The 22,716-nt window shown below is 64.8% G+C and carries 22 protein-coding genes; 11 read left to right on the top strand and 11 right to left on the bottom strand.

From position 1 onward, the window contains the following. Positions 1–36 precede the first annotated feature (36 nt). From EN851_RS17900 to EN851_RS17890, 3 genes are read left to right on the top strand one after another with little or no spacing between them, the layout of a single operon-like run. Positions 37–1,140, top strand: coding sequence for an ABC transporter ATP-binding protein (locus EN851_RS17900; RefSeq protein WP_135929715.1), 1,104 nt, complete (start codon positions 37–39; stop codon positions 1,138–1,140). Beyond that, positions 1,137–2,009 carry an ABC transporter permease gene (locus EN851_RS17895; RefSeq protein ID WP_135929714.1) on the top strand — a complete coding sequence of 291 codons (873 nt, stop codon included), beginning with the start codon at positions 1,137–1,139 and terminating at the stop codon, positions 2,007–2,009. Before EN851_RS17900 ends, EN851_RS17895 begins: the two co-directional genes overlap by 4 nt. After that, the gene (locus EN851_RS17890; protein WP_135916139.1) at positions 2,006–2,806 is read left to right on the top strand and encodes an ABC transporter permease; all 801 of its coding nucleotides are present in this window, start codon (positions 2,006–2,008) and stop codon (positions 2,804–2,806) included. The genes EN851_RS17895 and EN851_RS17890 overlap by 4 nt, the downstream gene beginning before the upstream one ends. 3 nt (positions 2,807–2,809) lie before the next feature. Here EN851_RS17890 and EN851_RS17885 read toward each other — a convergent pair whose 3' ends face one another. The 7 genes from EN851_RS17885 to EN851_RS17855 form a co-directional block, all read right to left on the bottom strand. Continuing rightward, positions 2,810–4,204, bottom strand: a complete 1,395-nt coding sequence (locus EN851_RS17885; RefSeq protein ID WP_135929713.1) for an FAD-binding oxidoreductase — start codon at positions 4,202–4,204, stop codon at positions 2,810–2,812. 191 nt (positions 4,205–4,395) lie between these two features. Further along, positions 4,396–5,655, bottom strand: coding sequence for an ABC transporter substrate-binding protein (locus EN851_RS17880; protein WP_135929712.1), 1,260 nt, complete (start codon positions 5,653–5,655; stop codon positions 4,396–4,398). Positions 5,656–5,702: 47 nt separating this feature from the next. Then, a complete protein-coding gene (locus tag EN851_RS17875; protein WP_135929711.1) occupies positions 5,703–6,128 on the bottom strand; it encodes a DUF4440 domain-containing protein in 426 nt (141 codons plus the stop codon). A gap of 4 nt (positions 6,129–6,132) precedes the next feature. Next, positions 6,133–7,188: an aldo/keto reductase gene (locus tag EN851_RS17870; protein WP_135929710.1), complete on the bottom strand. Its 1,056-nt coding sequence runs from the start codon at positions 7,186–7,188 to the stop codon at positions 6,133–6,135. Continuing rightward, positions 7,185–7,538 (bottom strand): TIGR04076 family protein, encoded by a 354-nt coding sequence (locus EN851_RS17865; RefSeq protein ID WP_135929709.1) that lies wholly within the window; start codon positions 7,536–7,538, stop codon positions 7,185–7,187. Before EN851_RS17865 ends, EN851_RS17870 begins: the two co-directional genes overlap by 4 nt. Then, complete coding sequence (locus tag EN851_RS17860; RefSeq protein WP_135929708.1) at positions 7,531–8,022, bottom strand: DUF3830 family protein; 492 nt, start codon at positions 8,020–8,022, stop codon at positions 7,531–7,533. Before EN851_RS17860 ends, EN851_RS17865 begins: the two co-directional genes overlap by 8 nt. Then, positions 8,019–8,753, bottom strand: coding sequence for a GntR family transcriptional regulator (locus EN851_RS17855; protein ID WP_135929707.1), 735 nt, complete (start codon positions 8,751–8,753; stop codon positions 8,019–8,021). Before EN851_RS17855 ends, EN851_RS17860 begins: the two co-directional genes overlap by 4 nt. A 126-nt stretch (positions 8,754–8,879) precedes the next feature. On the opposite strand from EN851_RS17855, the gene EN851_RS17850 reads away from it, so the two are divergent. The 5 genes from EN851_RS17850 to EN851_RS17830 are packed head-to-tail and all read left to right on the top strand — an operon-like array spanning position 8,880 to position 13,609. Continuing rightward, positions 8,880–9,680 carry an ABC transporter ATP-binding protein gene (locus EN851_RS17850; RefSeq protein WP_135929706.1) on the top strand — a complete coding sequence of 267 codons (801 nt, stop codon included), beginning with the start codon at positions 8,880–8,882 and terminating at the stop codon, positions 9,678–9,680. Beyond that, the gene (locus tag EN851_RS17845; protein ID WP_135929705.1) at positions 9,677–10,423 is read left to right on the top strand and encodes an ABC transporter ATP-binding protein; all 747 of its coding nucleotides are present in this window, start codon (positions 9,677–9,679) and stop codon (positions 10,421–10,423) included. Before EN851_RS17850 ends, EN851_RS17845 begins: the two co-directional genes overlap by 4 nt. After that, positions 10,420–11,328, top strand: a complete 909-nt coding sequence (locus EN851_RS17840; RefSeq protein ID WP_135929704.1) for a branched-chain amino acid ABC transporter permease — start codon at positions 10,420–10,422, stop codon at positions 11,326–11,328. The genes EN851_RS17845 and EN851_RS17840 overlap by 4 nt, the downstream gene beginning before the upstream one ends. Then, on the top strand, positions 11,325–12,308 hold the full coding sequence (locus tag EN851_RS17835; RefSeq protein ID WP_189521879.1) for a branched-chain amino acid ABC transporter permease: 984 nt from the start codon (positions 11,325–11,327) through the stop codon (positions 12,306–12,308). The genes EN851_RS17840 and EN851_RS17835 overlap by 4 nt, the downstream gene beginning before the upstream one ends. After that, complete coding sequence (locus EN851_RS17830; RefSeq protein WP_135929703.1) at positions 12,305–13,609, top strand: FAD-dependent oxidoreductase; 1,305 nt, start codon at positions 12,305–12,307, stop codon at positions 13,607–13,609. The genes EN851_RS17835 and EN851_RS17830 overlap by 4 nt, the downstream gene beginning before the upstream one ends. A gap of 22 nt (positions 13,610–13,631) precedes the next feature. Here EN851_RS17830 and EN851_RS17825 read toward each other — a convergent pair whose 3' ends face one another. From EN851_RS17825 to EN851_RS17810, 4 genes are read right to left on the bottom strand one after another with little or no spacing between them, the layout of a single operon-like run. Further along, a complete protein-coding gene (locus EN851_RS17825) occupies positions 13,632–14,288 on the bottom strand; it encodes a GntR family transcriptional regulator (RefSeq protein WP_135916119.1) in 657 nt (218 codons plus the stop codon). A 16-nt stretch (positions 14,289–14,304) separates the two neighbouring features. Continuing rightward, complete coding sequence (locus EN851_RS17820) at positions 14,305–15,615, bottom strand: aspartate aminotransferase family protein (protein WP_189521878.1); 1,311 nt, start codon at positions 15,613–15,615, stop codon at positions 14,305–14,307. Then, positions 15,616–16,674: a phosphotransferase gene (locus tag EN851_RS17815; protein WP_135929701.1), complete on the bottom strand. Its 1,059-nt coding sequence runs from the start codon at positions 16,672–16,674 to the stop codon at positions 15,616–15,618. Then, the gene (locus EN851_RS17810; RefSeq protein WP_189521877.1) at positions 16,671–17,972 is read right to left on the bottom strand and encodes an ArgE/DapE family deacylase; all 1,302 of its coding nucleotides are present in this window, start codon (positions 17,970–17,972) and stop codon (positions 16,671–16,673) included. The genes EN851_RS17815 and EN851_RS17810 overlap by 4 nt, the downstream gene beginning before the upstream one ends. 177 nt (positions 17,973–18,149) lie before the next feature. Here EN851_RS17810 and EN851_RS17805 point away from each other — a divergent pair, with 177 nt between their 5' ends. The 3 genes from EN851_RS17805 to EN851_RS17795 all read left to right on the top strand — a co-directional run bounded on the left by EN851_RS17805 (position 18,150) and on the right by EN851_RS17795 (position 22,714). After that, positions 18,150–18,797 carry a GNAT family N-acetyltransferase gene (locus EN851_RS17805; RefSeq protein WP_135929700.1) on the top strand — a complete coding sequence of 216 codons (648 nt, stop codon included), beginning with the start codon at positions 18,150–18,152 and terminating at the stop codon, positions 18,795–18,797. 77 nt (positions 18,798–18,874) lie between these two features. After that, positions 18,875–21,508 (top strand): LuxR C-terminal-related transcriptional regulator, encoded by a 2,634-nt coding sequence (locus EN851_RS17800; RefSeq protein ID WP_245520768.1) that lies wholly within the window; start codon positions 18,875–18,877, stop codon positions 21,506–21,508. Between the two features lie 84 nt (positions 21,509–21,592). Next, positions 21,593–22,714 (top strand): class II histone deacetylase, encoded by a 1,122-nt coding sequence (locus EN851_RS17795; protein ID WP_135929698.1) that lies wholly within the window; start codon positions 21,593–21,595, stop codon positions 22,712–22,714. The last annotated feature ends 2 nt before the right edge of the window (positions 22,715–22,716 follow it).

Here is a 22,716-nt window from a genome sequence, read left to right as displayed (position 1 = left end):
CGTTCCGGACCGCCGAAGCGTATGCGAGAATATTCCATGAACCAGAACACCGACCTCTTGACGCTGCGGTCCGTCTCGAAATCCTACGGCACGGTTCCCGTGCTGCACGACATCGACCTGTCGATCCGGGACGGTGAGTTCCTCACCGTTCTTGGACCGTCGGGTTCGGGCAAGACCACGGTCCTGCGGCTGATCGGCGGGCTGGAGCCGCTGACCGCCGGCGAAATCCGGCTGGACGGCCAGGAGATCAGCCGCATGCCGATCAACAAGCGGCCGTTCAACACCGTGTTCCAGGACTATGCGCTGTTCCCGCACATGACCGTTTCCGGCAATGTCGGCTACGGGCTTTCGGTGCGCCATATCAAGCGCAAGGAGATCGCAAGCCGTGTGTCGCAAGCCCTCGAACTGGTGCAGCTCGGACGTTTCGCCGACCGCTTTCCGGCGCAGCTTTCCGGCGGCCAGCGCCAGCGTGTCGCACTCGCTAGGGCGCTGATCTGCCAGCCGCGCCTGATCCTGCTCGACGAGCCGTTGGCGGCACTCGATCTCGAACTGCGCCGGCAGATGCAGGAATTCCTGAAATCCATCCAGCGCGAGATCAAAACCACCTTCCTGTTCGTCACCCATGACCAGGAAGAAGCGATCGGCATGGCCGATCGGATCTGCGTCATGCAGGCCGGCCATATCCGCCAGCTCGGCACGCCGCACGAGCTCTACTACAAGCCGAACTGCGAGTTCGTGGCGCGCTTCTTCGGCGAGAACAATCTGGTGGCCGGAAAGCTCGGTCCCGTGCAGGGCGAGCAGCGGCCGATCGAGACCGCGCTTGGCCGCCTGGTCTGCTCGATCAGCGGCCAGCCGCATCTCAAGGCCGCCGCCGACGGCGCCAGCGCCTTCGCGGCGTTCCGTCCCGAAGCCTTGCGTCTTGCTGATGCCAATGATGGCGACAACCGCTTTTCCGGTATCATCGCCGATCTGGCCTTTGCCGGCTCGTCGACGGTCGCCACGATCGTGGCGGGGGCGGACAACGACGCGCAGCGCCTGCGGTTGCGCATGCCGAGTCGGATCGACGGCAGTATTTTGAAATCAGGCGAGACGGTCTCGCTTTGCTTTGCGCCGCATGAAGGCCATCTGGTGCTGGCATGAGCGGAGCCGGGTCGACACACGCGGCGGAACGGCGATTGTCGCGGCTGGTGACGGTGCTGGCCTTCGCCTTGCCGGTGATCTTCGTCCTCGTGCCGCTGGCGATCTTCCTCGTCTACAGCTTCTTCAGCGTCGACCAGGGCACGATCGTCCATTCGCCGACGCTCGGCAACTATGTCAGGTTCTTCACCGACCCGATCTTTCTGCCGGTGTTCTGGAACACCATCGTGCTGTGCGTGTCGGTAGCCGTCATCTGCATCCTTCTCGCCTATCCCGCCGCCTATTTCCTGACGACGCTGAAAGGGAGGTGGCGTTACGCCTTGCTGATGCTGCTCCTGGTGCCGCTGCTGATGAGCTACGTCATCAAGATCTATGCGATCCGCAGCATCCTCGGCCTCAACGGCTTCCTCAACAAGGCGCTCGTGGCGCTCGGCATCCTGGATCAGCCGTCGACGCTTTTTGTCTTCAACATGAACGCCATCCTTTTGACGCTGAGCCTGCTTTTGATCCCCTTCGCCATCCTGCCGATCTTCCTGTCGCTGGAGCGCATCCCCCAGACCTTGCTGCGTGCCTCGGATGATCTGGGCGCCAGCAGCCTGCAGACGTTCCTGCGCATCAGCTTGCCGCTCAGCCTGCCCGGCGTCGCCTCGGCGGCGAGTTTCGTCTTCGTGCTGGCGATCGGCGATTTCCTGACGCCGCAGATGGTCGGCGGGATCAGCGGCTTCACCTTCGGCCGCATCCTCTACAGCCAGTTCGGCACCGCCTATAACTGGCCGTTCGGCGCCGCACTCTCGGTGGCGCTTGCGATCGTGGTGATCGCCGCCATCCTCATCGGCGAACGGTTCGGACGCAGCCGGGGGACGTCGGTATGAGTGCGCTGCCCCGGCCGTCCACCATCTTCCTTGCCGCGATCACGTCACTGGTCGCGGTGCTGCTCTACAGCCCGCTGTTCGTGCCGATCGTGTCGTCGTTCTTCATCATTTCACATGGCAATGTCGACTGGTCGTCGCCGACCCTTTCGACCTATGTGGCGCTGGCGGGGAACCACGACATCCTGGCCGCCCTGCGCACCACGCTGATCGTCGGCGTCTGCACCGTAATCCTGTCGGTGGTCAGCGGGACGCTGCTGGCGCTCTACTACCACGGCCGCCGCTCAGGCCGTTCGGTTCTGCAGTTCATCATCTTCCTGCCGTTCCTGATGCCGCCGATCATCAGCGGCCTGGCGTTGCTGATCTTCTTCCGCGAGATCGGCCTCGAACGCTCGCTGCTGACCGTCGTCATCGGCCACACGGTCTTCGTGCTGGCGATCGTCTATCGCACCGTGCTGATGCGGCTGCAGTCGATGAGCCGCACGCTGGTCGAGGCCTCCTACGATCTCGGCGCCAGCGGCTGGCAGACCTTCTGGCGCGTCATCCTGCCGAACCTGTCGAGCGCCATGGTCGGCGGCGCCATCCTGGCCTTCGCTCTGTCGTTCGACGAGACGATGATCACCATCCTGGTCACCGGCACGCAAAGCACGCTGCCGGTCAGGCTGTGGGCGATGATGCGGCTTGGCTTCTCGCCCGACATCAACGCGCTGGTGGCGCTGATCCTGATGTTCACTGTCCTGCTCTGCGTCCTCGCCGCCCGTTTTCTGATCCCCAGGCAGATGGCGACGGAACGGAATTGAGGTTCAAGCCAATGGGCCGAGGTCGAAGACTCGTCCTGGATTGAGGATGTTCTTCGGATCGAACGCCGACTTCAGCCGCCGCATCGCAGTGATTTCGGCGTCGCTGCGCACCAGATGCAGCCACTGCTTCTTGTCGAGGCCGATGCCGTGCTCGGCCGACACGCCGCCTCCGGCCGCCGCCACGCCGCGATAGATGATGCCATAGGCCGCCGCCGGATCCTTGGTCAGGACCTGATAGTGCAGGTTGCCGTCGCCGAGATGGCCGAAGACATAGATGTCGGCGCCGGGATCGACGGCATGGATGGCGGCATCCGCTTCCTGCAGGAACGCTCCCATGCGCGCCAGCGGGATGCTGATGTCGACGCCGATCAGGCCCTTGATCGAAAACAGGACGCGGTTGGCGTCTTCGCGCACATCCCACAGCGTGCGGAATTCGCGCGGCGATTGCGAGACGACCACATCGTCAACGACGCCGTCCTCGACCGCCTGCATCAAGACTTCGGCGAAGCGCTCACTGTCGCGATCCGGCTCGCTGCCCTGGATTTCGGCCAGCACATAGACGGGTAAGCCAGCCGGCAGCGGCGCCGGCATGGCCATGCTGGCAACCATGACGTCGTAGAGCGGCGCGAAGTTGACCTCATAGGCGGACAAAAGCGGGCCGAGCTTTTGCCGCAGCAACGCAAGCAAGGCGATCGCTGCATCGAGCGAAGGCAGCGCGCAGAAGGCGTTCACCTCGGAGGCAGGCTTCGGATGCAACCTGAGCGCGGCGCGGGTGACGACGCCAAGCGTCCCTTCCGCGCCGATGAAGAGCTGGCTTAGATCATAGCCGGAATTGTCCTTGGACAGGCCCTTCAGCGAGGACAGCACACTGCCATCGGCCAGCACAGCTTCCAGCCCCAGCACCTGCGCCCGGTACATGCCATAACGTAGCACGCGGATGCCGCCGGCATTGGTGGCGATGTTGCCGCCGACCGTGGCCGAACCGCGCGCGCCGATATCGACGCCGAACATCAGCCCGGCGTTGTCGGCCGCCTCCTGCACCGCCTGCAGCGTGGCGCCGGCTTCGGCGATAATGCTGGCGGCTTGGATGTCCGGGGCGGCAAGCCCGGTCATCCGCTCCAGCGACAGCACGATCTCGCCCGGCTGCACACGTGTGCCACCGGCCAGTCCGGTGCGCCCGCCCTGGATGACGACCGACTGACCGAGAGCGTTGCAGCCAGCGAGTGCTGCCGCCACACCAACGGTATCGCGCGGACGCAGCACCACCTCGGGCAGCGAGCCAAGCTTGCCGTCGGGATCGTCACGGTAACGCTGGTCGACATCGGAGCCGGCGAGCACGCCGCCCGCGCCCAGCCGATCGCCAAGCGCGGACAGAAGTCGTTGTGTTTCAGGCGACATCGGGCTCAGGCGCCCGTGTGGCAAAACGCGTCATCCGCATACACCGACCGGACGGCCCGATGGGTACCCTTGTCCAACACGCTCGCATCCTTCAATTGCAGCCGGCCGATCCTATTCGTGATGGCGCGCCGTGCAAGCGATATCGGCATCAATCGCGAGAGCCGAGATTGATGCCGGAAGGACCGCGCAGCTCACTGAAGCTTGGCCTGCAGGGCGTTGACGTCGTCGGTGGTCATTTCACCGTCGGTGGTCACCTTGCCGTCGACGATCTTCCACAGCCGGAACGGGCCGGTGATGTCGCCGAACTTGTCGAAGGCGACGGGGCCGATGACGCCTTCGTAACGGATCGGCTTGCCATCCTTGATCAGGCCGAGCGCCTTGGCGAACTCCTCCTTGCCGGCATAGATCGGCGTGCCGGCAGGGTCGACCGCCTTGTACATGGCATCCTTGATCTTGGCCGGATCCTCGGAGCCGGCAATGGCGATGGCCAGGCCGACGATGGCGCCGGCATCATAGGAACGGTCGGCCGCCGGGTTCGACGGTTCGATGCCGGAGAATGCCTTGTAGTTCTTTGTGAAATACTCGGTCGAGGCGGTCGGGCTGGTGCCGGAGGACGTGCCATAGGCATCCTTCAGATAATCAGCGCCGACGGAGTCGATGAAGTCAGGGCTGTTCATGCCGTCATTGAGCAGGAACTTCTGCACGCCGCCCTGGGAAATCCAGGTGCGGGCAACGGTGGCGCCATCGACCGGCGTGCTGACGAGATAGAGACCGTCCGGCTCGCCTCCCATCGCCGCGGTGACCTCGGAGGCATAGCTCGATTGCTTCTCATTGTAGGGCGTGTCGGAGACGATGGTGCCGCCTAGCGCTTTGTAGGCACGCGAGAATTCTGCCACCATGTTGACGCCGAAGTCGTTGTTGACGTGGATGACCGCCAGCTTCTTGAAGCCCTTGTCGATGGCGTATTTGGCGGCGGCCACGCCCTGAAGCGCATCCGAGGTGATGGTGCGGAAGAAGATGCCGTTGGTCTTGCCGTCGCGACCGAGTGTCGTCAGCGTCGGCGAGGATGACGCGGGCGAGACCTGGACGATCTTGGCCGGAGCGGTGACCGAGGTCAGGATCGGAATCGACACCGAGGAGATGATGCCGCCGATGATGACCGGCACCTTCTTGACCTGAACCAGCTGGGTCGCGGCGTCGACCGCGATGTTGCCCTGGCTCTGGCTGTCACGGGTATCGGTGACGAGATCGCAGCCGCGCACCCCGCCGGCGTCGTTGATGTCGCGGAAGGCCATTTCGACCGACTTGGCGCCGGCCTGGCCATATTCGCCGGCCGGACCGGTCAGTTCCATGACGAGGCCGACGGTGATCTTGCAGTCGGCGGCCTGCGCAGCACCGGCAATCGTGACAAGAGCAAGCGCGGTGGTGAGTTGGAGTATCGTCTTTCTCATTGTTGTTCCCCTTGAGTTACACGAACTGATTTGACGTCTGGAAAGTCTCAGTGTTCCGGCACCTGCAGCCAGGTTTCATGCAGATGCCGCCATTGAACGCCATTGGGCGCCGATGAACTGGTGGTGAAAACGGCACTAGACTGGCGGCGGCTATGCCTGCCGCCACGCGACTGCGCCTCGACGTAGAGGACGACGATCGTATCGCCATCCTGCCATCCGGGCTTGATGTCTTCGATCGAAATGGCGAAGCCGTCGTCGCAAGTGGCGCGGCTGGAGCGCACATGGTTGATCACGGCATCGCGGTCGAGGATCTGGCCGCCTGGTGCGATCATGGTCAAGCCTTCGCCCATGACTGCTTCGAAGCGGCCGAAATCCACTTTGTCGGCCCGCGCGGCGACGAACCAGTCGACGAAAAAGCGGTGCAGGTCGATGATCTCGGCGCTGGCCTGCGAAAACAGCCTGTCGTCGTCCATGGTTTCACACCCGGCCCGCGTTCAGATTGTAATGCATGATCGAGCCGTGGCGGCCGTGGCGGTCACGCTCCAGCGTGTAGACGTCCCCCTCAAGGCCGGTGCCCCGCGCGATGGCGGCGGCAATCCGTGCCCGGTCATCGGCGTCGAGTGCGACATCCATGATCTCCGCATTGGCCAGCGCGTGCGCCTGGTTGCGGGCGCCGACGATGACGGCGGCCACTTGCGGCCGCTCCAGCACCCAGGCGCTGGCTATCGTGGCGATGTCGACGCCGTGGCGGTCGCCGACGGTCTTAAGCACCTGGAGCAGTTGCTGGAACAGGTCCCAGCCGCCGAAATCATCGATGATCAGCTTGTACTTGACCAGCGAGCGGTTTTCGAGCGGCGAGACAGGTTCGGCCACGCCAAGCCATCTGTCGCTAAGGAAGCCGCCGGCTACAGATCCGTAGCAAAGGAAACTGACACCGTTTTTCTCGGCAAGTGCCGCGAGGCTGTTCGCCGGACGCTGGTCAAGCACCGAATATTGCAGCTGCTGGCTGACCAGCGGGATACCGGCCGCCAGGATTTCGGCGAGCCGCCGCGTGTCGAAATTGGTGGTGCCGAGATTGCGCACCTTGCCCTCGCGCCGAAGCTCCTCGAGCCAGCCCATCGCCTCGACGTAGCCGGCCATCGCATAATCCCACCAGTGGAACTGGACGAGATCGAGCCGCTCGGTCTTCAGCCGCCGCAGCGACTGGTCGACGATACCCCTGATATAATCGCGGCTGATGTTGGCCAGCCGTTCCAGGTCGGGCACCAGCTTGGTGTGCACCTTCATTTTGGCCGCCGCATCGAGGCCGCGTTCATTGGCCAGCCGCAACCGCGCGGCGCCGATCAGTTCCTCGACGCCGGTGTAAATATCGGCGCAGTCATAGGTCCAGATCCCGGCATCGAAGGTGGCGATCAGGTCGGTCACCGCTTGGCTCCGATCAATGGCGCCATGGCCGCCGGCCAGTTGCCAGCCGCCTCGTATGACACGTGAGACGGTATAGCCGGGGCTGAGCTCGAAGGCCTTGGCGGTCATGTCCGGTCATTCTCCTTCGGCAGCGGTACGGCCGTGGTTTCGGCATGGCTGAACCGCCGCTTGGCCAGCCTGACGATCCGCAACCGGCTGGCGCAGTTGGGATCGGGGCAGGCGATCTCGGCATCCGAGGTCATCCAGTCGTTCGGGTGGGTCGGGCGCTGTTTCGCCGCCAGCAGCGGCAGCACCGCGGCAAGCGAATAGATCGAAAAACCCTGCCCCGCCGGCATCGACAGCATCTCGCCCTTGAGCTCGAAATAATCGCCGGCCTTGGCGCCGCAGTAGATCGGTTTGCCCTCGGGGATGACCGCCTCGACGCGAAGATCGAAGAGCTCGAAACTGTCGTCAGCCATTTGGGGCCTCCACCAGGCTAAAGGTGATGTCGCAGGCGCCGTTGCGCCGGATCACCCCACACGCGGCGGCGAATTGATCGCGGTCTTCGGCAAGCACCTGTGCCACCACGCTGCCGGCCAGCCAACCAATGGGGAACAGCAGGCGCGCGCCCTGCCCGTAGAACAGGCCGATGTCGAAGATGGCATTGGGATTGCCGCCCCACATGCGTGGCGGCACGTAGGACAGCACGATGTCGCCCGGCTGCGGCGTCAGCGTCGCGTTCTCCGCCGGCAAGGGCTTGGCATAGGTTTGGCCTTCAAGATCGGCGGCGGGAACCGGACAGGAAATCTCCGGTCCCGTCCACATCGCGTGAATGCCGGGGACGACGCGTGGCGTGGCCAGATACGCCGTGAGAAAGGCGGCGTTTTCCGGCGCTTTCCCGGGCAACAGGAGCGCGGTGACGGAAAGCTTCGAACGAGGCTGGCTGATCCTGATGGAGGTCATGTCTGGGCTTTCGCGGCTGCGGATTGCAGCTTGCTGCGCAGGAAAGTAAAGGGCCGGCTGATGTCGGCGGCCAGCGCCTCGCGTGCCGCATGCGCGTCCTGCGTGGTCAGCGCCTCGACGATACGGCGGTGATACTGGGCGGTGTCGACCTCGCCGGCTTCCGAGAAGGCGTAGATGGCGACGCGGATGCATGGCCCCGATTGCAGCCACAAGCTCTCGATCATCGGAATCAGAACGGCCGAGCCGCAGGATCGGTAGATCTCGAAGTGAAAGCTCTGGTTCAGCGTCACTTCGCGGTCGACATCCTTCTTGTGTTTCAGCGCCCGCATCTCGTCCCATTCGCCGAGAATGGTTTCGATGGCGGCGATCTGGCGCGGCCCCATGCGCGCGGCGGCCAGCGCGATTGCCTCGCCTTCGATCAGGACGCGGGCACGCAAGAGATCGTCGAGACGTTCCAGCGTGATCGGCGGCACGCGCACCGAGCGGTTGGGCAGCGCCTCCAGCGCCTTTTCCGTGATCAGTCGGCCGAGCGCCTCGCGCACCGGCATGGTCGAGGTGACCAGCGCATCGGCCAGACCGCGGATGGTCAGCACCTGGCTTGGCTCGAACAGGCCGCCGATCAGCGCGCGCCGGAGCTCGGAATAGACGCGATCCTGCACAGTCTCACGGCCGACCGGCGCAAGCTGGGCCGCGATCGCCTCGTTGTTCTTTCCGACAGCAGCCTTTTGCATGGAATTCCGTTCTCGGCGGGTTTTCGGCTTGCGGATGAAATTAAAGCCGAATAGCGTGATCAAAGCAAGTGTGATCACAAATCATAATCAGGAGGCGGCAACGATCGTCTTCGGCCAGAGGGTTCGATGAGTGAGGTAGCGGAACGCCAAGGGCGGGAGACCCGTGTGCCGGTTCTGACGGCAAGCCAGGTCGTCAGGCGGTTCGGCGGCCTTGTCGCCGTCAACGATGTCTCGTTCGATGTTAGGGCGGGAGAGATTCTCGGCCTGATCGGCCCGAACGGTGCCGGCAAGACGACCATGTTCGACTTGCTGGCCGGCAGTATCCTGCCCACCAGTGGCAACATCTTGCTCAATGGCGTGCGCGTCTCCGGCGAAGCCGCTCACCTGCGCATCGGCCGAGGTCTCGGCCGCACCTTCCAGATCCCGCGCCCGCTCCCCAATCTGACGCTGATCGAGAACATCATGCTGGCGGCACAGGGCCAGGCGGGCGAAAGGCTGCTCGCCAACTTCGTCACGCCGTGGCGGGTGGCGGCGCAGGAAAGAGCCGCCCGGGCAAAGGCGCTCGAACTGCTGGAACTGGTCACCCTCACCCACCTCGCGCATGAGCCGGCGCGCGTGCTTTCCGGCGGCCAGCGCAAGCTGCTCGAACTTGCCCGGGTGATGATGGCCGATCCGGCCATCATCCTGCTCGATGAACCAGCGGCCGGCGTCAACGCGACGCTGCTCGAAGTCATCATCGACCGCATCCGCGACATCAATGCGCGCGGCATCACCTTCCTGCTCATCGAGCACAACATCGACATGGTGACACGGCTCTGCCACCGCGTCCTCGTGATGGCGAGCGGCCAGTTGCTCAGCGAAGGCACGGCGGAAGAAGTCGCTCGCGACCCGCGCGTCATCGAGGCCTATCTCGGGGGCGCCGCATGAGCGAGACCGTCCTCGATGTCCACAATCTCGAAGCCGGTTACGAACCCGGCGTGCCGATCGTGCGCGGCGCCTCGATCACGGTCAGAAAAGGTGAAATCGTCGTCGTCCTCGGTCCCAACGGCGCCGGCAAGTCGAGCTTCATCAAGGCGATCGCAGGCCTCGTGCCGATCACCGGCGGTTCAGTGTTCCTGGACGGCCAGGATATCACCGCGGCACCGGCCCACACCATGGTGCGGCTTGGCCTCGCCTTCGTGCCGCAGACCGAGAATATCTTTCCGCTGATGTCGGTCGAGGACAATCTCAGGGTTGCCTGCGGCATCCTCGAGCGGCGCGACATCCCGGCCCGCCTCGAGGAGATGTATGCCGCCTTCCCCGACCTTGTCCGCCAGCGCCGCACGGCCGCCGGCAATCTGTCGGGCGGGCAAAGGCAGATGCTCGCCGTCGCGCGTGCGCTGATCGTCCACCCCAAGGTGCTGGTGCTGGACGAACCGTCGGCTGGTCTGTCGCCAAAGTTCGTCTCGACGGTGTTCGAGATGCTGGCCGGCATCCGCAAGTCCGGAGTCACCATCCTTTTGGTCGAGCAGAACGCCAAGGCAGCGCTTGCAATCGGCGACCGCGCCTATGTTCTGGTCGAAGGCAAGGACCGGCATGAGGGCGTCGCCTCCGAATTGTGGAACGACCCGGTCGTCGCCGAACTCTATCTCGGACAGCGTCCCCAGCATCGGCAGGGAGGCGCTGCATGAGCCTGCAATTCATCATCGACGGATTGCTGACCGGCTCGATGATCGGCCTCGGCGCCATCGGCGTGACGCTCACCTATTCGATCCTTCGTTTCTCCAACTTCGCCCATGGCGACTTCATGGCCTGGGGCACCTATGCGACACTGGCCGTGGTCAGCGCCATCGGTGCGACATTCGGCAAGGTGGCGCCGATCGGGCCGCTGTCCTTCGGATGGCCGCTCCTTGTTGCCCTGGTCGTCGGCATGGCGTTCACCGCACTGCTGGCGCTGCTGCTCGACAAGGTGTTGTTCTCGCGGCTGCGCTCGCAAGGCCAGGCGATCATCGTCGTGATGGCGAGCTTCGGCGCCTCGATGGCGCTGCGGAGCCTGTTGGAGTTCACCTTCACCTCACGGCCAACCTATTTCAGCCGAGCCATCCAGATCGCCATGCCGGTCGGGTTCGGCATCCGCATCACGCCCGACCAGATCGCCTTGCTGGCGCTGACCGCCGTGCTCGTGCTCAGCGTGCATCTGTTGATGACGCGAACACAGACCGGGCGTTCCATGCAGGCGCTGAGCCAAAACGCGGCGTTGGCCCGCATCGTCGGCATCGACGTCGCCAAGGTGGTGCGCGTCACCTGGATCGTCGGCGGCGCGCTTGCCTGCGTTGCCGGCGTGATGATCGGCATCCTGGTGCAGATCCGCCCCTTCATGGGCTTCGACATGCTGCTGCCGATGTTCGCCGCCGCCATCCTCGGCGGCATCGGCAGCATCCCGGGCGCGGTGCTCGGCGGCCTGATCATCGGGCTCGCCGAAGCTGGTGCGGTGCAATTGATCGGCGCCGAATGGCGCGCCGCCGTCTCCTTCATCATCCTGATGGCGGTGCTGTTCGTGCGGCCGATCGGCCTTTTCGGAGTTCGGGAAAGATGATCGATCTCGTCGGCTACGGCGCCTTCTTCCTGACCACGGCGCTGATCTTCTCGCTGGTCACGCTGGGGCTCAATCTGCAGTGGGGGCTGACTGGCCTGTTCAATGTCGGGCTCGCCGGCTTCGTTGCCATCGGCGCCTACACATCGGCGCTGCTGACGACACCGGACGACGCCGCGAGGCTGGGCGGTTTCGGCCTGCCGATCCTTGTCGGCTGGGCAGGCGCCATGGTGGTTGGCGGTATTGCTGCGGCACTTACCGGCATGGCCACGTTGCGTCTGCGGTCCGACTATCTGGCGATCACCACATTCGGGGTCGCCGTGGTCGTGCAACTGGTCGCGCTCAACGCGCAGAAGCTGACGGGTGGCCCATTCGGCATCGGTTTCATCCCGCGCCCCTTCGGCGGCCTGGCGGAGACGCCGCTGCTGTTCAACCTGTCCAACCTCGCCGTCGTCTCGGTGGTGACGCTGATCGCCTATCTCGCCTTGGAGCATCTGTCGCGCAGTCCCTGGGGCCGCGTGCTGAAGGCGCTGCGGGAGGACGAGCGTGCGGCGATCTCGCTCGGCAAGAGCGCGCGTTTCTACCGCGTCCAGGCCTTTGCCGTCGGCGGCGCCATCATGGCGCTGGCCGGGGCATTGCAGGCGCATTTCACCGGCTTCATCGCACCCGACAATTACCTGCCGATCCTGACCTTCCAGGTCTGGGTCATGCTGATCGTCGGCGGGTCCGGCAGCAATCTCGGCGCCGTCGTCGGCAGTGTGCTGGTCTGGGGAATATGGGCCGGATCGGGCACGGCGACCAGCGTGTTCTTCCCGCCCGAGCAGCAGGCGCGCGCCGCCTCGCTGCAAATCGTTGCCATCGGCGTCATGCTCTGCGTCATCCTTCTGATCAGGCCAAACGGCCTGTTCGGCGACAGGCCGCGGCGGGCACGCTTCGGCAAGCGGGCGAAACTGGCCACGGCCAAAGGCAGTTCCAACTCATGAATGCCATGGTCAGGCAGGAGGCGCATGGCGCTTCGCTCTGGCACGCCGTCAGCCATGATCGTCGCCAGCGGCCTGCGCTGAATGGCGACCTCGATGTCGACCTCGCCATTGTCGGCGGCGGTTTTTCCGGGCTTTCAACCGCACTGCACGCCGCCGGAAAAGGACTTTCCGTCGCCGTTCTCGAAGCCGAAATCATCGCCTGGGGCGCGACCGGCCGGAATGCCGGTTTCGTCGTGCCGAACTTCGCCAAGATGGACCCTGACGGCATCCTTGCCCATCTCGGCCCGGAACGCGGCGAGCGCCTCATCGATTTTGCCGCCGGCAGCGCCGACCTCGTCTTCGGCCTGATCCGGCAGCACGGCATCGATTGCGACGCGGCGCAGAACGGATGGATTCAGCCGGCGCACTCGCCGGCGGCCCTGGAGAAGGTCAAATCACGCGCGGGACAATGGGCGCGGCGTGGACGGCCTGTCGTCACCCTGGATCGGCAGGATGTCGCAACGCTGACCGGCGCGCGCGGCTATCTCGGCGGCTGGATGGACCGTTCCGGCGGCGTACTCAATCCGGTCGCCTATGCACGCGGATTGGCCGATGCGGCGGAAAAGGCCGGCGCGCGGATTTTCGAACAGGCACGTGTCACGTCGATTGATCGCGTGGCCGACGGCTGGGCGCTGAAAACGCCATCGGGTTCGGTGCGCGCCGCCAGGGTGCTGATCGCCACCAACGCCTATGGCGGGTCGCTCAATCCGTTGCTTCAGCGGACTTATTTTCCGCTGAAGGTTTTCCAGATCGCCACGGCGCCGCTACCGCTCGAAATCCGCAAGCGTCTGCTTCCCGGGGGGCAAGGCGTCGGTGACACCAGGCGCAATCTCTTCACCTTCCGCTTCGATGCCGATAACCGGCTGATCAGCGGCGGCATGCATGCCCTGAGCGCCGGTGCCGACAGACGCGTACCGCAAACAATCTGGCGCCGGCTCGCCGCCCGTCTCGATCTGCCCGACCTGCCCCCGCTTGCCTATAGCTGGTCGGGAATGGCCGCCGTCGAGCCGGATTTCCTGCCGCACCTCCTGGACCTCGGCCCGGGGCTGATCGCCGGCCGCGCCTGCAATGGACGCGGCATCGCCATGACGACGGCGATGGGCAAGGTACTGGCCGACTGGGCCGCTGGAACCGACGCCCGCGAGTTGCCACTGCCTTTCGCGCCACCGGCGCCGATCCCGTTCCACGCCCTGCTGCGGCACGCACCCAACATGCTGCTAGGCTGGAGCATGCTGCGCGACCGGATGGACGAAACAGCATAGGCCGACCGGGCCTGCCGTCCGATCAGTTTGTCGTGCGAAGATTTTCGGAGAGAACCGCGGCCGCCACGGCGATGTCCTGTTCAAGGGATACACGAACGGCCGGACCGTTGCGCTGTTCGAGCGCGGCGACAATCCTGTGATGTGCGTCATTGGACTGCGGAATGTAGCGATCGGCCCGCATCAGGAGCTTCAGATAAGGTCCGACGCGCCCCCAGAGATCGCGGATCATGTTCAGGAGGATCGGCGCGCCGGCGTGCTCATAAATAGCAAAATGGAAGGCCTCGTTCAGGGAAAGATAGGTCCTGGCGTCCTGCGCCTCGATGGCGCGTTGCATGCCGGCGAGCGCGACCTGTATGTCGGCCAGCGCGCTCTCACTCATGCGCGTGGCGGCCATCTCGCCCGCCAATCCCTCGACGGCGATGCGGATGCGCGTCAGTTCCGCGAAGGCGGGCTCCGACAGCAAGGGCACGATGATCGAGCGGTTGTTCTGCAGTTCCAGAAGCCGCTCGGCGACGAGCCTTTGCAGCGCCTCGCGGATCGGGGTGGTCGAAATGCCAAAGGTTTCGGCGAGCTTGCGGATGACCAGTGTCTGGCCCGGGCTGAAACCGCCTGAAATCAATTCCTGCTTCAGCGCGCCATAGGCGCGGTCGTTGAGGGTTTGATGCTCGAGCTTCAGCATGCGCGGACCGCTCAGCTCACCATTTCGACAGCGCGCGATCGAGCGTCTCGGCCAGCTGCTCGGCATTGTCCCTGGCAAAGGGCAGCGGCGGCCTGATCTTCAGTACATTGCCGCGCGGACCGCAGGACGAGATCAGCACGCCATCCTCGCGCATGGCTTCAACGACGGATGCGGTCTTGGCAGCGGTGGCCTCATCCTCCGCCGTCAACTCGACGCCGAAATAGAGGCCGTTGTGCCTGACATCGGCCACCATGCCGTGGCGACTTTTCAAGGCGTCCAGCAGTTCTCCGGTATAGGCGCCGACCGTGCGCGCGTTCTCGATCAGCCCCTCGCCCTCGATCACGTCGAGCACCGCGATGCCGACGGCGGCCGCGACCGGATTGCCGCCGAAAGTGTTGAAGTAGCCGGTGTTCGAACCGAACGAGCTCACCAGCTTCGGCCGCACGATCACCGCGCCCATTGGGTGCCCGTCGCCGATCGGCTTGCCCATGGTGACGATGTCAGGTTCGAGGCCATAATTGGCGAAGCCCCACATGCCCTGGCCGAGCCGGCCGAAACCGGACTGGACCTCATCGGCAATGACGATGCCGCCCGCTTTCCTGACATGATCGGCCGCCTCGCGCATGACAGAAGCAGCGGGGAAGAAGATGCCGTCGCTGGAAAAGGCGGAATCGAGAAGCAGCGCCGCCGGACGGATGTTTCGAGCGCGCATATCCTCGATGGCGGCGGCGACATTTCTGGCGAAATCATGCGCGGCGCGGCCGCCGTCGCGGAACGTATCCGGCGCCGCCACGGTCCGGTGTTGCGCGGGCACGCCCTTGGCCCCGACCGCAGCCGGCGACAGTTGCGCGGTGGCGATGGTGGCGCCGTGATAGGCGAATTCGGTGATGATCACACCGGTGTTGCCGCTGGAGTGCTGGGCGATGCGGATGGCGAGATCGTTGGCCTCGCTGCCGGTGCAGGTAAACATGGCATGGCCGAGATGGGGCGGCAGCGTGCCAAGCAGCTTTTCGGCGTAATCGAGGATGATCTCGCTGAGGTAGCGCGTGTGCGTGTTGAGCGTGGCGGCCTGTCCCGACAATGCCTCGACGACGCGCGGATGGCAGTGTCCGACCGAGGCGACGTTGTTATAGGCGTCGAGGTATTTTCGGCCCTGGGCATCGTAGAGCCAGACACCGCTGCCACGCACCAGATGGATTGGGTTGCGGTAGAAGGCGCGATAGGTTGGCCCGAGCAATCTGGCGCGGCGTTCGAGCAGCGCGTGCTCTTGTGCGGAAACTCCGGTGTCGGCGGAGGCACTTGCGGGCGGGGACTGGGACACGGGCATCTACTCCGGCTTGGAATGGTCGAGAAAATAGCGGCGGGCGTCAGCGGACGATAGACCGTCCAGCCGTTCAAGCGAGGTCCAGACCTCGGTGATGAGGCGAAGCACATAGTCGCGCTTGGCCGGAAACCGTTCGGCCTGCCAGCTGGCAATGTTGGCGATGAGCGCAAGCCGCGCACGGATGAGGTGGAAGAGGATGCCAAGCTCTTCGATTTCGAGCGGCTGCACCGACTGATAGCCGGCGACGAAGCGGGCCGCGGGCGCCAGAGGGTGACCTTCAGCCGGCCAGCGGTAGACGGCACCGATGGCGAGGTCGCAGATCAGCGGCGAATGGATCATGTCGCCGAAATCGAGGATGCCGTTGACCACCTCCGGCCGCGCGGCATCCATCACCACATTGTAGGAGTTCATGTCGTTGTGGACGATCTGGGCGCGCAGGCCGGGGATCACCGGCGCCGCATGTTCCTCGAAGGCGTCGATGACGCGCTCGACCATGGCGCGATGGCCGGCATCGGCGATGTGCGCCAGCATGGGCCGCGTCTTGGCGACCTTGCGAATGTCCCACAAAAGGTCGCTGCCGGCGGCCGGATGGAAGAAGCCGCGCAGTGCCCGGCCAAGCCGGGCGAGGAAGATGCCAAGATTGCGGTCCTGCGCCGCTGACGTGGGCGAGCGCGAAAGCAGCTGGCCGGGCAGATAGCTGACCAGCCGGACGATGCGCGGCGGCGATCCGCCGACGCCTACCATGAACTGTGCTTCGCCTTCGACGCTCTTGCGCACGGAAGGAACTGGCAAGGAAGGGTCGACCGTCAGAATGTGGTCGAGCGCCTTGTTCTGGAAATCGGTGAAGCCGGCCTCTTCAGCCGGATGCGAGACCTTCAGGACGAACTCGCCCTCGCCTTCGGTCTGGATATGGAAATTATGGTCGCGTTCGCCCGGCAGCGGGCGCGCGCTGCCGGTGAGCCCATAGTGCCGGCGCAACAGGGCAAGCGCCTCGGCGATCGAGACATCAGGCGCATCCTCCGCAAGCGTCTCGCCGAAGGCATCCGATACGGCCGCGTTCATGTCCCGACCTCGGCATTTATGGGCTCGAGACCGCACCAGTCGGCGATGAAGAGCGCAATGGTCTGCGTGACCTTGCGCACGGAGTCGAGATCGACGGCCTCGTCATAGCCATGCGGCATGCGGCAGATCGGGCCGTAGACGATTGCGGGCGTGTCGGCATAAAGGCCGAAGAAGCGCGCATCGGTGGTGGCCGAGGTGACGTGTTCCGTCAGCGGCTCACCCCACACGGCGGTGTGGCTGCGCCGCAGCACGGCTTCCATCTCGTCGGCGCCCTCCAGCACATAGCCCTCGGCCATGAAGCCGTTATAGGTCATCCTCGGCGGACGATTGGCGAGGAACGGATCGGCGCGAGCCGCATCCGCGATACAAGCTTCCAACTCGGCCCTGGCGTCCTCGAGCTTCTGGCCGGGATAGGTCGCGACACGCATCTCGAAGACGCAACGCGCCGGAACGCTGGACGTCCACTCGCCGCCTTCGATCTTGCCGAGATTGAAGCGGATCGGGTGCGGGTGATCGCAGAAATGCCTGTCGTCGACCTTTCTCGCATTCCAGACGATTTCGAGTTGCTTCAGCGCCTGGATGATGAGGAAGGCCTTTTCGATGGCATTGGCGCCGGCCGAGAAGGCGCCAGACGCGTGCTGCGGATCGCCATTGACCTCGACCCTGAACCAGATCGGGCCGACCTGCGCCCGCATCAGCCTTGGCTCCAGCGGTTCGGGAATGAAGGCGGCGTCGGCGCGGTAGCCGCGCTGCAGGCAAGCGAGCGCGCCATTGCCGGTGCACTCCTCCTCGACCACCGACTGCAGAAACACTTTCGCGGCCGGCTGGTAGCCGAGGCCACGCAAGGCGGCCAGCGCATAGAGGCAGGCCGACAGGCCGGCCTTCATGTCGCCGGCGCCACGGCCATGCATCCAGCCATCCTCGATCACCGGATCGTAGGGGTCGCGGACCCAGCGATCGAGCGGTCCCGTCGGCACGACATCGATATGCCCGTTGAGGATCAGCGAGCGGCCGGTGGCGTTTTTCGGAGTGTGAGTGGCGACGACGTTGAATGCGTCGTCATAGGAAACCGCAACGGGAGAAAATCCGGGCAGGTCGCGGATCGCGTCGACATCGACACGCCACATATCGACCGCATAGCCATCGGCTTCATAAGCCGCCGCCATGAAGGATTGCGCGGCATGCTCCTCGCCGCGTTGGGAGGGAAAGCGCACGAGATCGGCCATAAAGGCGAGCTGACGGTCGAAACCATCGTCGACCGCCCGCAAAATGGCCTCATCCGCTATTCGCTCAGGCATGATATTCCGCTTTGCTGTGAATGGTGTATCATATCTCATATGCCATCTCTGGAAAAGGCAAGAAGACAGGCCGGCCAAAATTATGGCCCACCCCTGCAGCCTCTTGGCAGGCGGCCGCAGAATTGGCATCAGCTTCCTGACATGCCGGTAGGCTGCGCGACGGAAGATCGAGGACAGATGCAAGTCACCGAAGGCACATTGCCGGATGAAATCACCGATCTCGCGTCCGGCTACCGGCGTATCCCGGCCGGCAAGATCGTCAATGCCGTGACATGGATGGAAGCGCGCGCGCCGGTGCAGGGTCTCGCGCATCCGCTGGCGATGACCCGCGTCACCAACCTCGAGCCCGCCTTCTACCGTTCGGTCTTTCTCGAGATCGGCGCTCCCTGGCTGTGGGATCGCGCCGCCGAAATGTCGGACGCCGACATCGCGGAGCATTTCGCCGACCCGCGCCAGCATCTCTATTACGGTCACGATGAACGCGGCAGCCATGTCGGCATGGCCGAATTCACTGTCGCCGACGGCAACGAGATCGAAATCACCTATTTCGGTCTCTTCCCTTCCTTGACCGGCCGAGGCCTTGGCAAGCGGCTGATGGCGGGTGCGCTCGATCAGGCATGGCGCCTAAAGCCGGGGCGTATCTGGCTGCACACCAGCAGCATCGATCATCAAAGCGTCATCGGCTTCTACCGGGCTTGCGGGTTTGAACCCTTCGCGGCCGGCTTCGAGATCACCGACGATCCGCGGATCAAGGGAACCTTGCCGCGCGATTGCGCGCCGCAAATTCCGCTGATCGAAACGGAATGGGTGCCCCGCGCCAGATGAGACCGTCTTCTCAACCCGCGGGCCAGGCATCGCCCCACCACCGCCGTTGGGTACGGCGTGAGAGCATCCTGTCGAGGTTGGAGCGGCATGTCGACACGCGCATCGTGCTGTTCGCCGCACCCGCCGGCTTCGGCAAATCGACGACGATGGCGCAATGGGCAGCCGAGGTCGCGCGCCACGGCCGGCTGACGGCATGGCTGTCCTGCGAAGCGACGGACAATGACGAAGGCGCCTTCCTGTCGCATCTGGTTGGGGCGCTGCGCCATCTCGTGCAGAACCCAGCCGAGCTCGATCTCGCCTTCCAGTCGAGCCCGATCCCGCAGCTTGACGTGGTGTTGGCGGCCCTTGTGGCGGGTCTTGCGGCACGCCATGCCGACATCACTCTGTTCTTCGACGACTATCACGCTATCGAAGCACCGGCGGTGAAGCGGTTCATGGAGCGCCTGACGCGGCAGGCCCCCGCCAACGTTGCCTTCGTCATCGGTTCGCGCAACCTGCCCGACCTGCAGCTCGGCAAGCTCAGGGTGCTCGGCGATGTCTTTGAAATCGGCCCGGACGATCTGCGTTTCGCCTCGTCCGAAGCCGAAGCCTTCTTCAACGACAAGCTTGGCCTCTCCATCGGCAGTGGCACGGTGGAGACCTTGTGCTCGCGCACCGAAGGCTGGGCCGCAGGCCTGCAGCTCGCCTCGCTGTCGCTCAGCGCTGCCCATGCGCCCGAAACCGTCATCGGCAATTTCACCGGAGCCAACCGCAACGTCGCCGACTTCCTGATGGGGGAAGTGTTCCTGGAACTGCCGCCGGCGCTGGCGAAGTTCCTGCTCTACTCCTCGATCTTCGAGCGTTTCAGCGCCGAGGCCTGCCGGGCGGTGATACGCGCGGCGGACGCCGAGGCTGCTATCACCGAGATCGAGACCCGTAACCTGTTCCTCGTGCCGCTCGACGAGGAGCGCCGCTGGTTCCGCTATCATCATCTGTTCCACGACTTCCTCACCCGCGAGATGGAACGGCGCGAACCGGAGATGATCGCCCCGCTGCATCTGGCGGCTTCGGAATGGTTCGGCGAACGCAAGATGCTGACCGAGGCCATCGGTCATGCGCTCGCCGCCGGCGACCAGGCCCGCGCGGCGGTGTTCGTCGAGAACAACGCGCTCGAACTCATCGCCCAGTGCCAGCTTCTCTACGTGCGCCAGTTGCTGGCGCTGCTGCCGAGGAAACTGATCGACCAGCGCATCCGGCTGCAGCTTGTCGTGCTGTGGTTGGCGGTGCACTCGAGCCAGCCCGAGATTGCCCAGCAGACGCTCGCCAACGCGCGCAAGCTGGTCGAGACCGGGCCGACTGACAGCAATGACCCGGGCACGCTGACCGGCACCACGATCGAGGCCGAACTCGAGGTCCTTGCCGCTGCGGTCCACAGCACGCTGGAACAGTTCGAGGACGCACGCGACACCGCGCTGGCCGCGCTGCGCATCATCGCGCCCGATGCCTGGTTCATGGAAGGCGCGACCGCGAACGTCATCGGCTATAATCTCTATGCGCTGGGCGACCTCGAAGGGGCACGCGCGGCGGTGGACGCTGCACGCAAGGCGCATGAGCGAAGCGGCAGCCTGCTCGGCGTCACCATCGCCAATTGCTACATGGCCGTCATCGAGCGCTCGGCCGGCCGCCTGCCGGCCGCCGAACGGCTGCTGCGCAACGCGATCATCGAGGCGCGGACGCGGATCGGCGCGAACTCCTATGCCGAGGCGCTCGCCGGTACGCTGCTTGCCGAACTCGCCTACGAGACCAACGCGTCCGGCGAAGCACTGGCGCTGGTCGAGAATCTCGGCCCGCTAATCGAGGGTGCCGCGGTCATTGTCTATCCCCTGGCCAGCGTGCCGACCTATGCCCGCGTGCTGCAGCTGACCGGCCGGGGCGACGCGGCCCTGGACATGCTGGAGCGCGTCTATCAGCGCGTGCGCGGCTCCGTCTACCGCCGCCTCGCTTCGGTGCTGGTGCATGATCGCATCCGGCTGCTGATCGATCAGAACCGCGTCGCCGAGGCACGCGCATTGCTGAGCCAGCATCGCGGCGAAAGCGCCGAGACCGTCCCAACTGTCGCCAACGAATTCGAGTTCTTCGCCGAAGGCCGGCTGCTGACGGCGGAGAAATCCTACGCGGGGGCGGCCGCGATTTTCGACACGCTGCTGGAGCGAACGAAAGGCAGCGGGCGCATGCGCCGTCACATACTGGCGCAGATCCTGCGCGCCAAGAGCGCCGGCCATGACCAGCGCGAGGCCGACCGGCATCTGCTCGAAGCACTGCGCCTTGCCCAGCCCTCCGGCTTCATCCGCTCCTTCGTCGACGAGGGCAGGCCCGTCGTCGATGGATTGATGCGGCTGCGCGCGGCACAGGCAAAGACCGACCCGGCATTGTCGGCCTATGCAACGCGCATCATCGATGCCGCGCAGACACTGCCCGTCGCGGCGCGTAAGCCAGCCATGCCGGTTGCCGAGAAGGAACAGCTCACCCAGCGCGAGTCCGAGCTGCTGCACTGCTTGTCGGAAGGCATGTCCAACCGCGATATCGCCGTTGCGCTGTCGGTGAGCGAAACGACGGTGAAGTGGCATTTGAAGAACATTTTCGGCAAGCTCTCGGTATCCAACCGCGTCCAGGCCGTGCGTGCCGCGCAGGCCGCCACAAACCTCCGCACCCCTCCGAAAGGAGGGGCATAGATTGCAGACATGGCCCCCTCTTTAGGGTCGGGCCAGGCGATTGTTAGCCTGCTAGCGTCATCTGGTTTTCGGAGGATGCCGCGGATGGCGACAGGCTACGTCTTTCACGAACAGCTGATGTGGCATGATACCGGCTCCAGCGCCGACATGATGCCGCCCGGCCGTTTCGTGGAGCCTGGCCGGCATCTGGAATCGCCTGGCTCGAAGCGCCGGCTGAACAACCTTATCCAGGTGAGTGGCCTGTCGCGCCATCTGGTGCCGATCATCGCCGAGCCAGTGACGGTCGACGACCTGCTGCGCGTGCACACGCAGCGCCATATCGACGATATCCGCATGCTCAGCGAGCGCGGTTCCGGTTTCGCCGGGCCGCAAGCGCCGATCGGCCTCAACAGCTTCGATATTGCCCTGCTGTCCGCCGGTACCACCTATGCGGCGATGCGCGCGGTGCTGACCGGCCGCGTCGACAATTCCTATGCGCTGGCGCGTCCCCCAGGGCACCATGCCGAACCCGATCAGGCCATGGGCAACTGCCTGTTCTCCAACATCGGCGTGTCGGTGCGCCGGCTGCAGCATGAAGGCCTGCTCGGCCGCGCCGCGGTGGTCGACTGGGACGTGCATCATGGTAACGGCACCGAGACAGTGTTTTATTCCGACCCGTCTGTGCTGACGATTTCTCTGCACCAGGACAATCTCTATCCGACCGGGCGCGGCGCGCTGGCCGACAACGGCAAGGGCGAAGGCGAAGGTTACAATATCAACATCCCGCTGCCGGCCGGCAGCGGCACCGGCGCCTATGAAGCGAGCTTCGACCGCGTCGTCGCCCCTGCGCTGCGCGCCTATAAACCGGACCTTGTCATCGTCGCCTCCGGCTTCGATGCGTCGGGCTTCGACCCGCTCGGCCGCATGATGCTCAACAGCGAATGTTTCCGGCGCCTTGCCGCGCGCATGGTGGCCCTGGCGGCCGAGGTCTCGAACGGGCGCCTGATGATGACGCATGAAGGCGGCTACTCCGAAGGCTACGTGCCGTTCTGCGGCCATGCCGTCATCGAAACCTTGGCCAACCATCGCACCGAAGTGGTCGATCCCCTGTCGGACCATATCGACGAATGGGCCGGCCAGGAGTTGCAACCACACCAGGCTCAGGTGATCGACGCCGCCGAGGGCCTGCTCGCGGGCCTGCGCCAACGCCTCGCCAGCGCAGCCTGACG

This window comes from Mesorhizobium sp. M8A.F.Ca.ET.208.01.1.1 (assembly GCF_004791315.1).
In the GTDB taxonomy this organism is placed as follows: Bacteria; Pseudomonadota; Alphaproteobacteria; order Rhizobiales; family Rhizobiaceae; genus Mesorhizobium.
The sequence above is the reverse complement of the archived record's forward strand: the minus strand, read 5'-3'. Positions and strand labels throughout refer to the sequence as shown.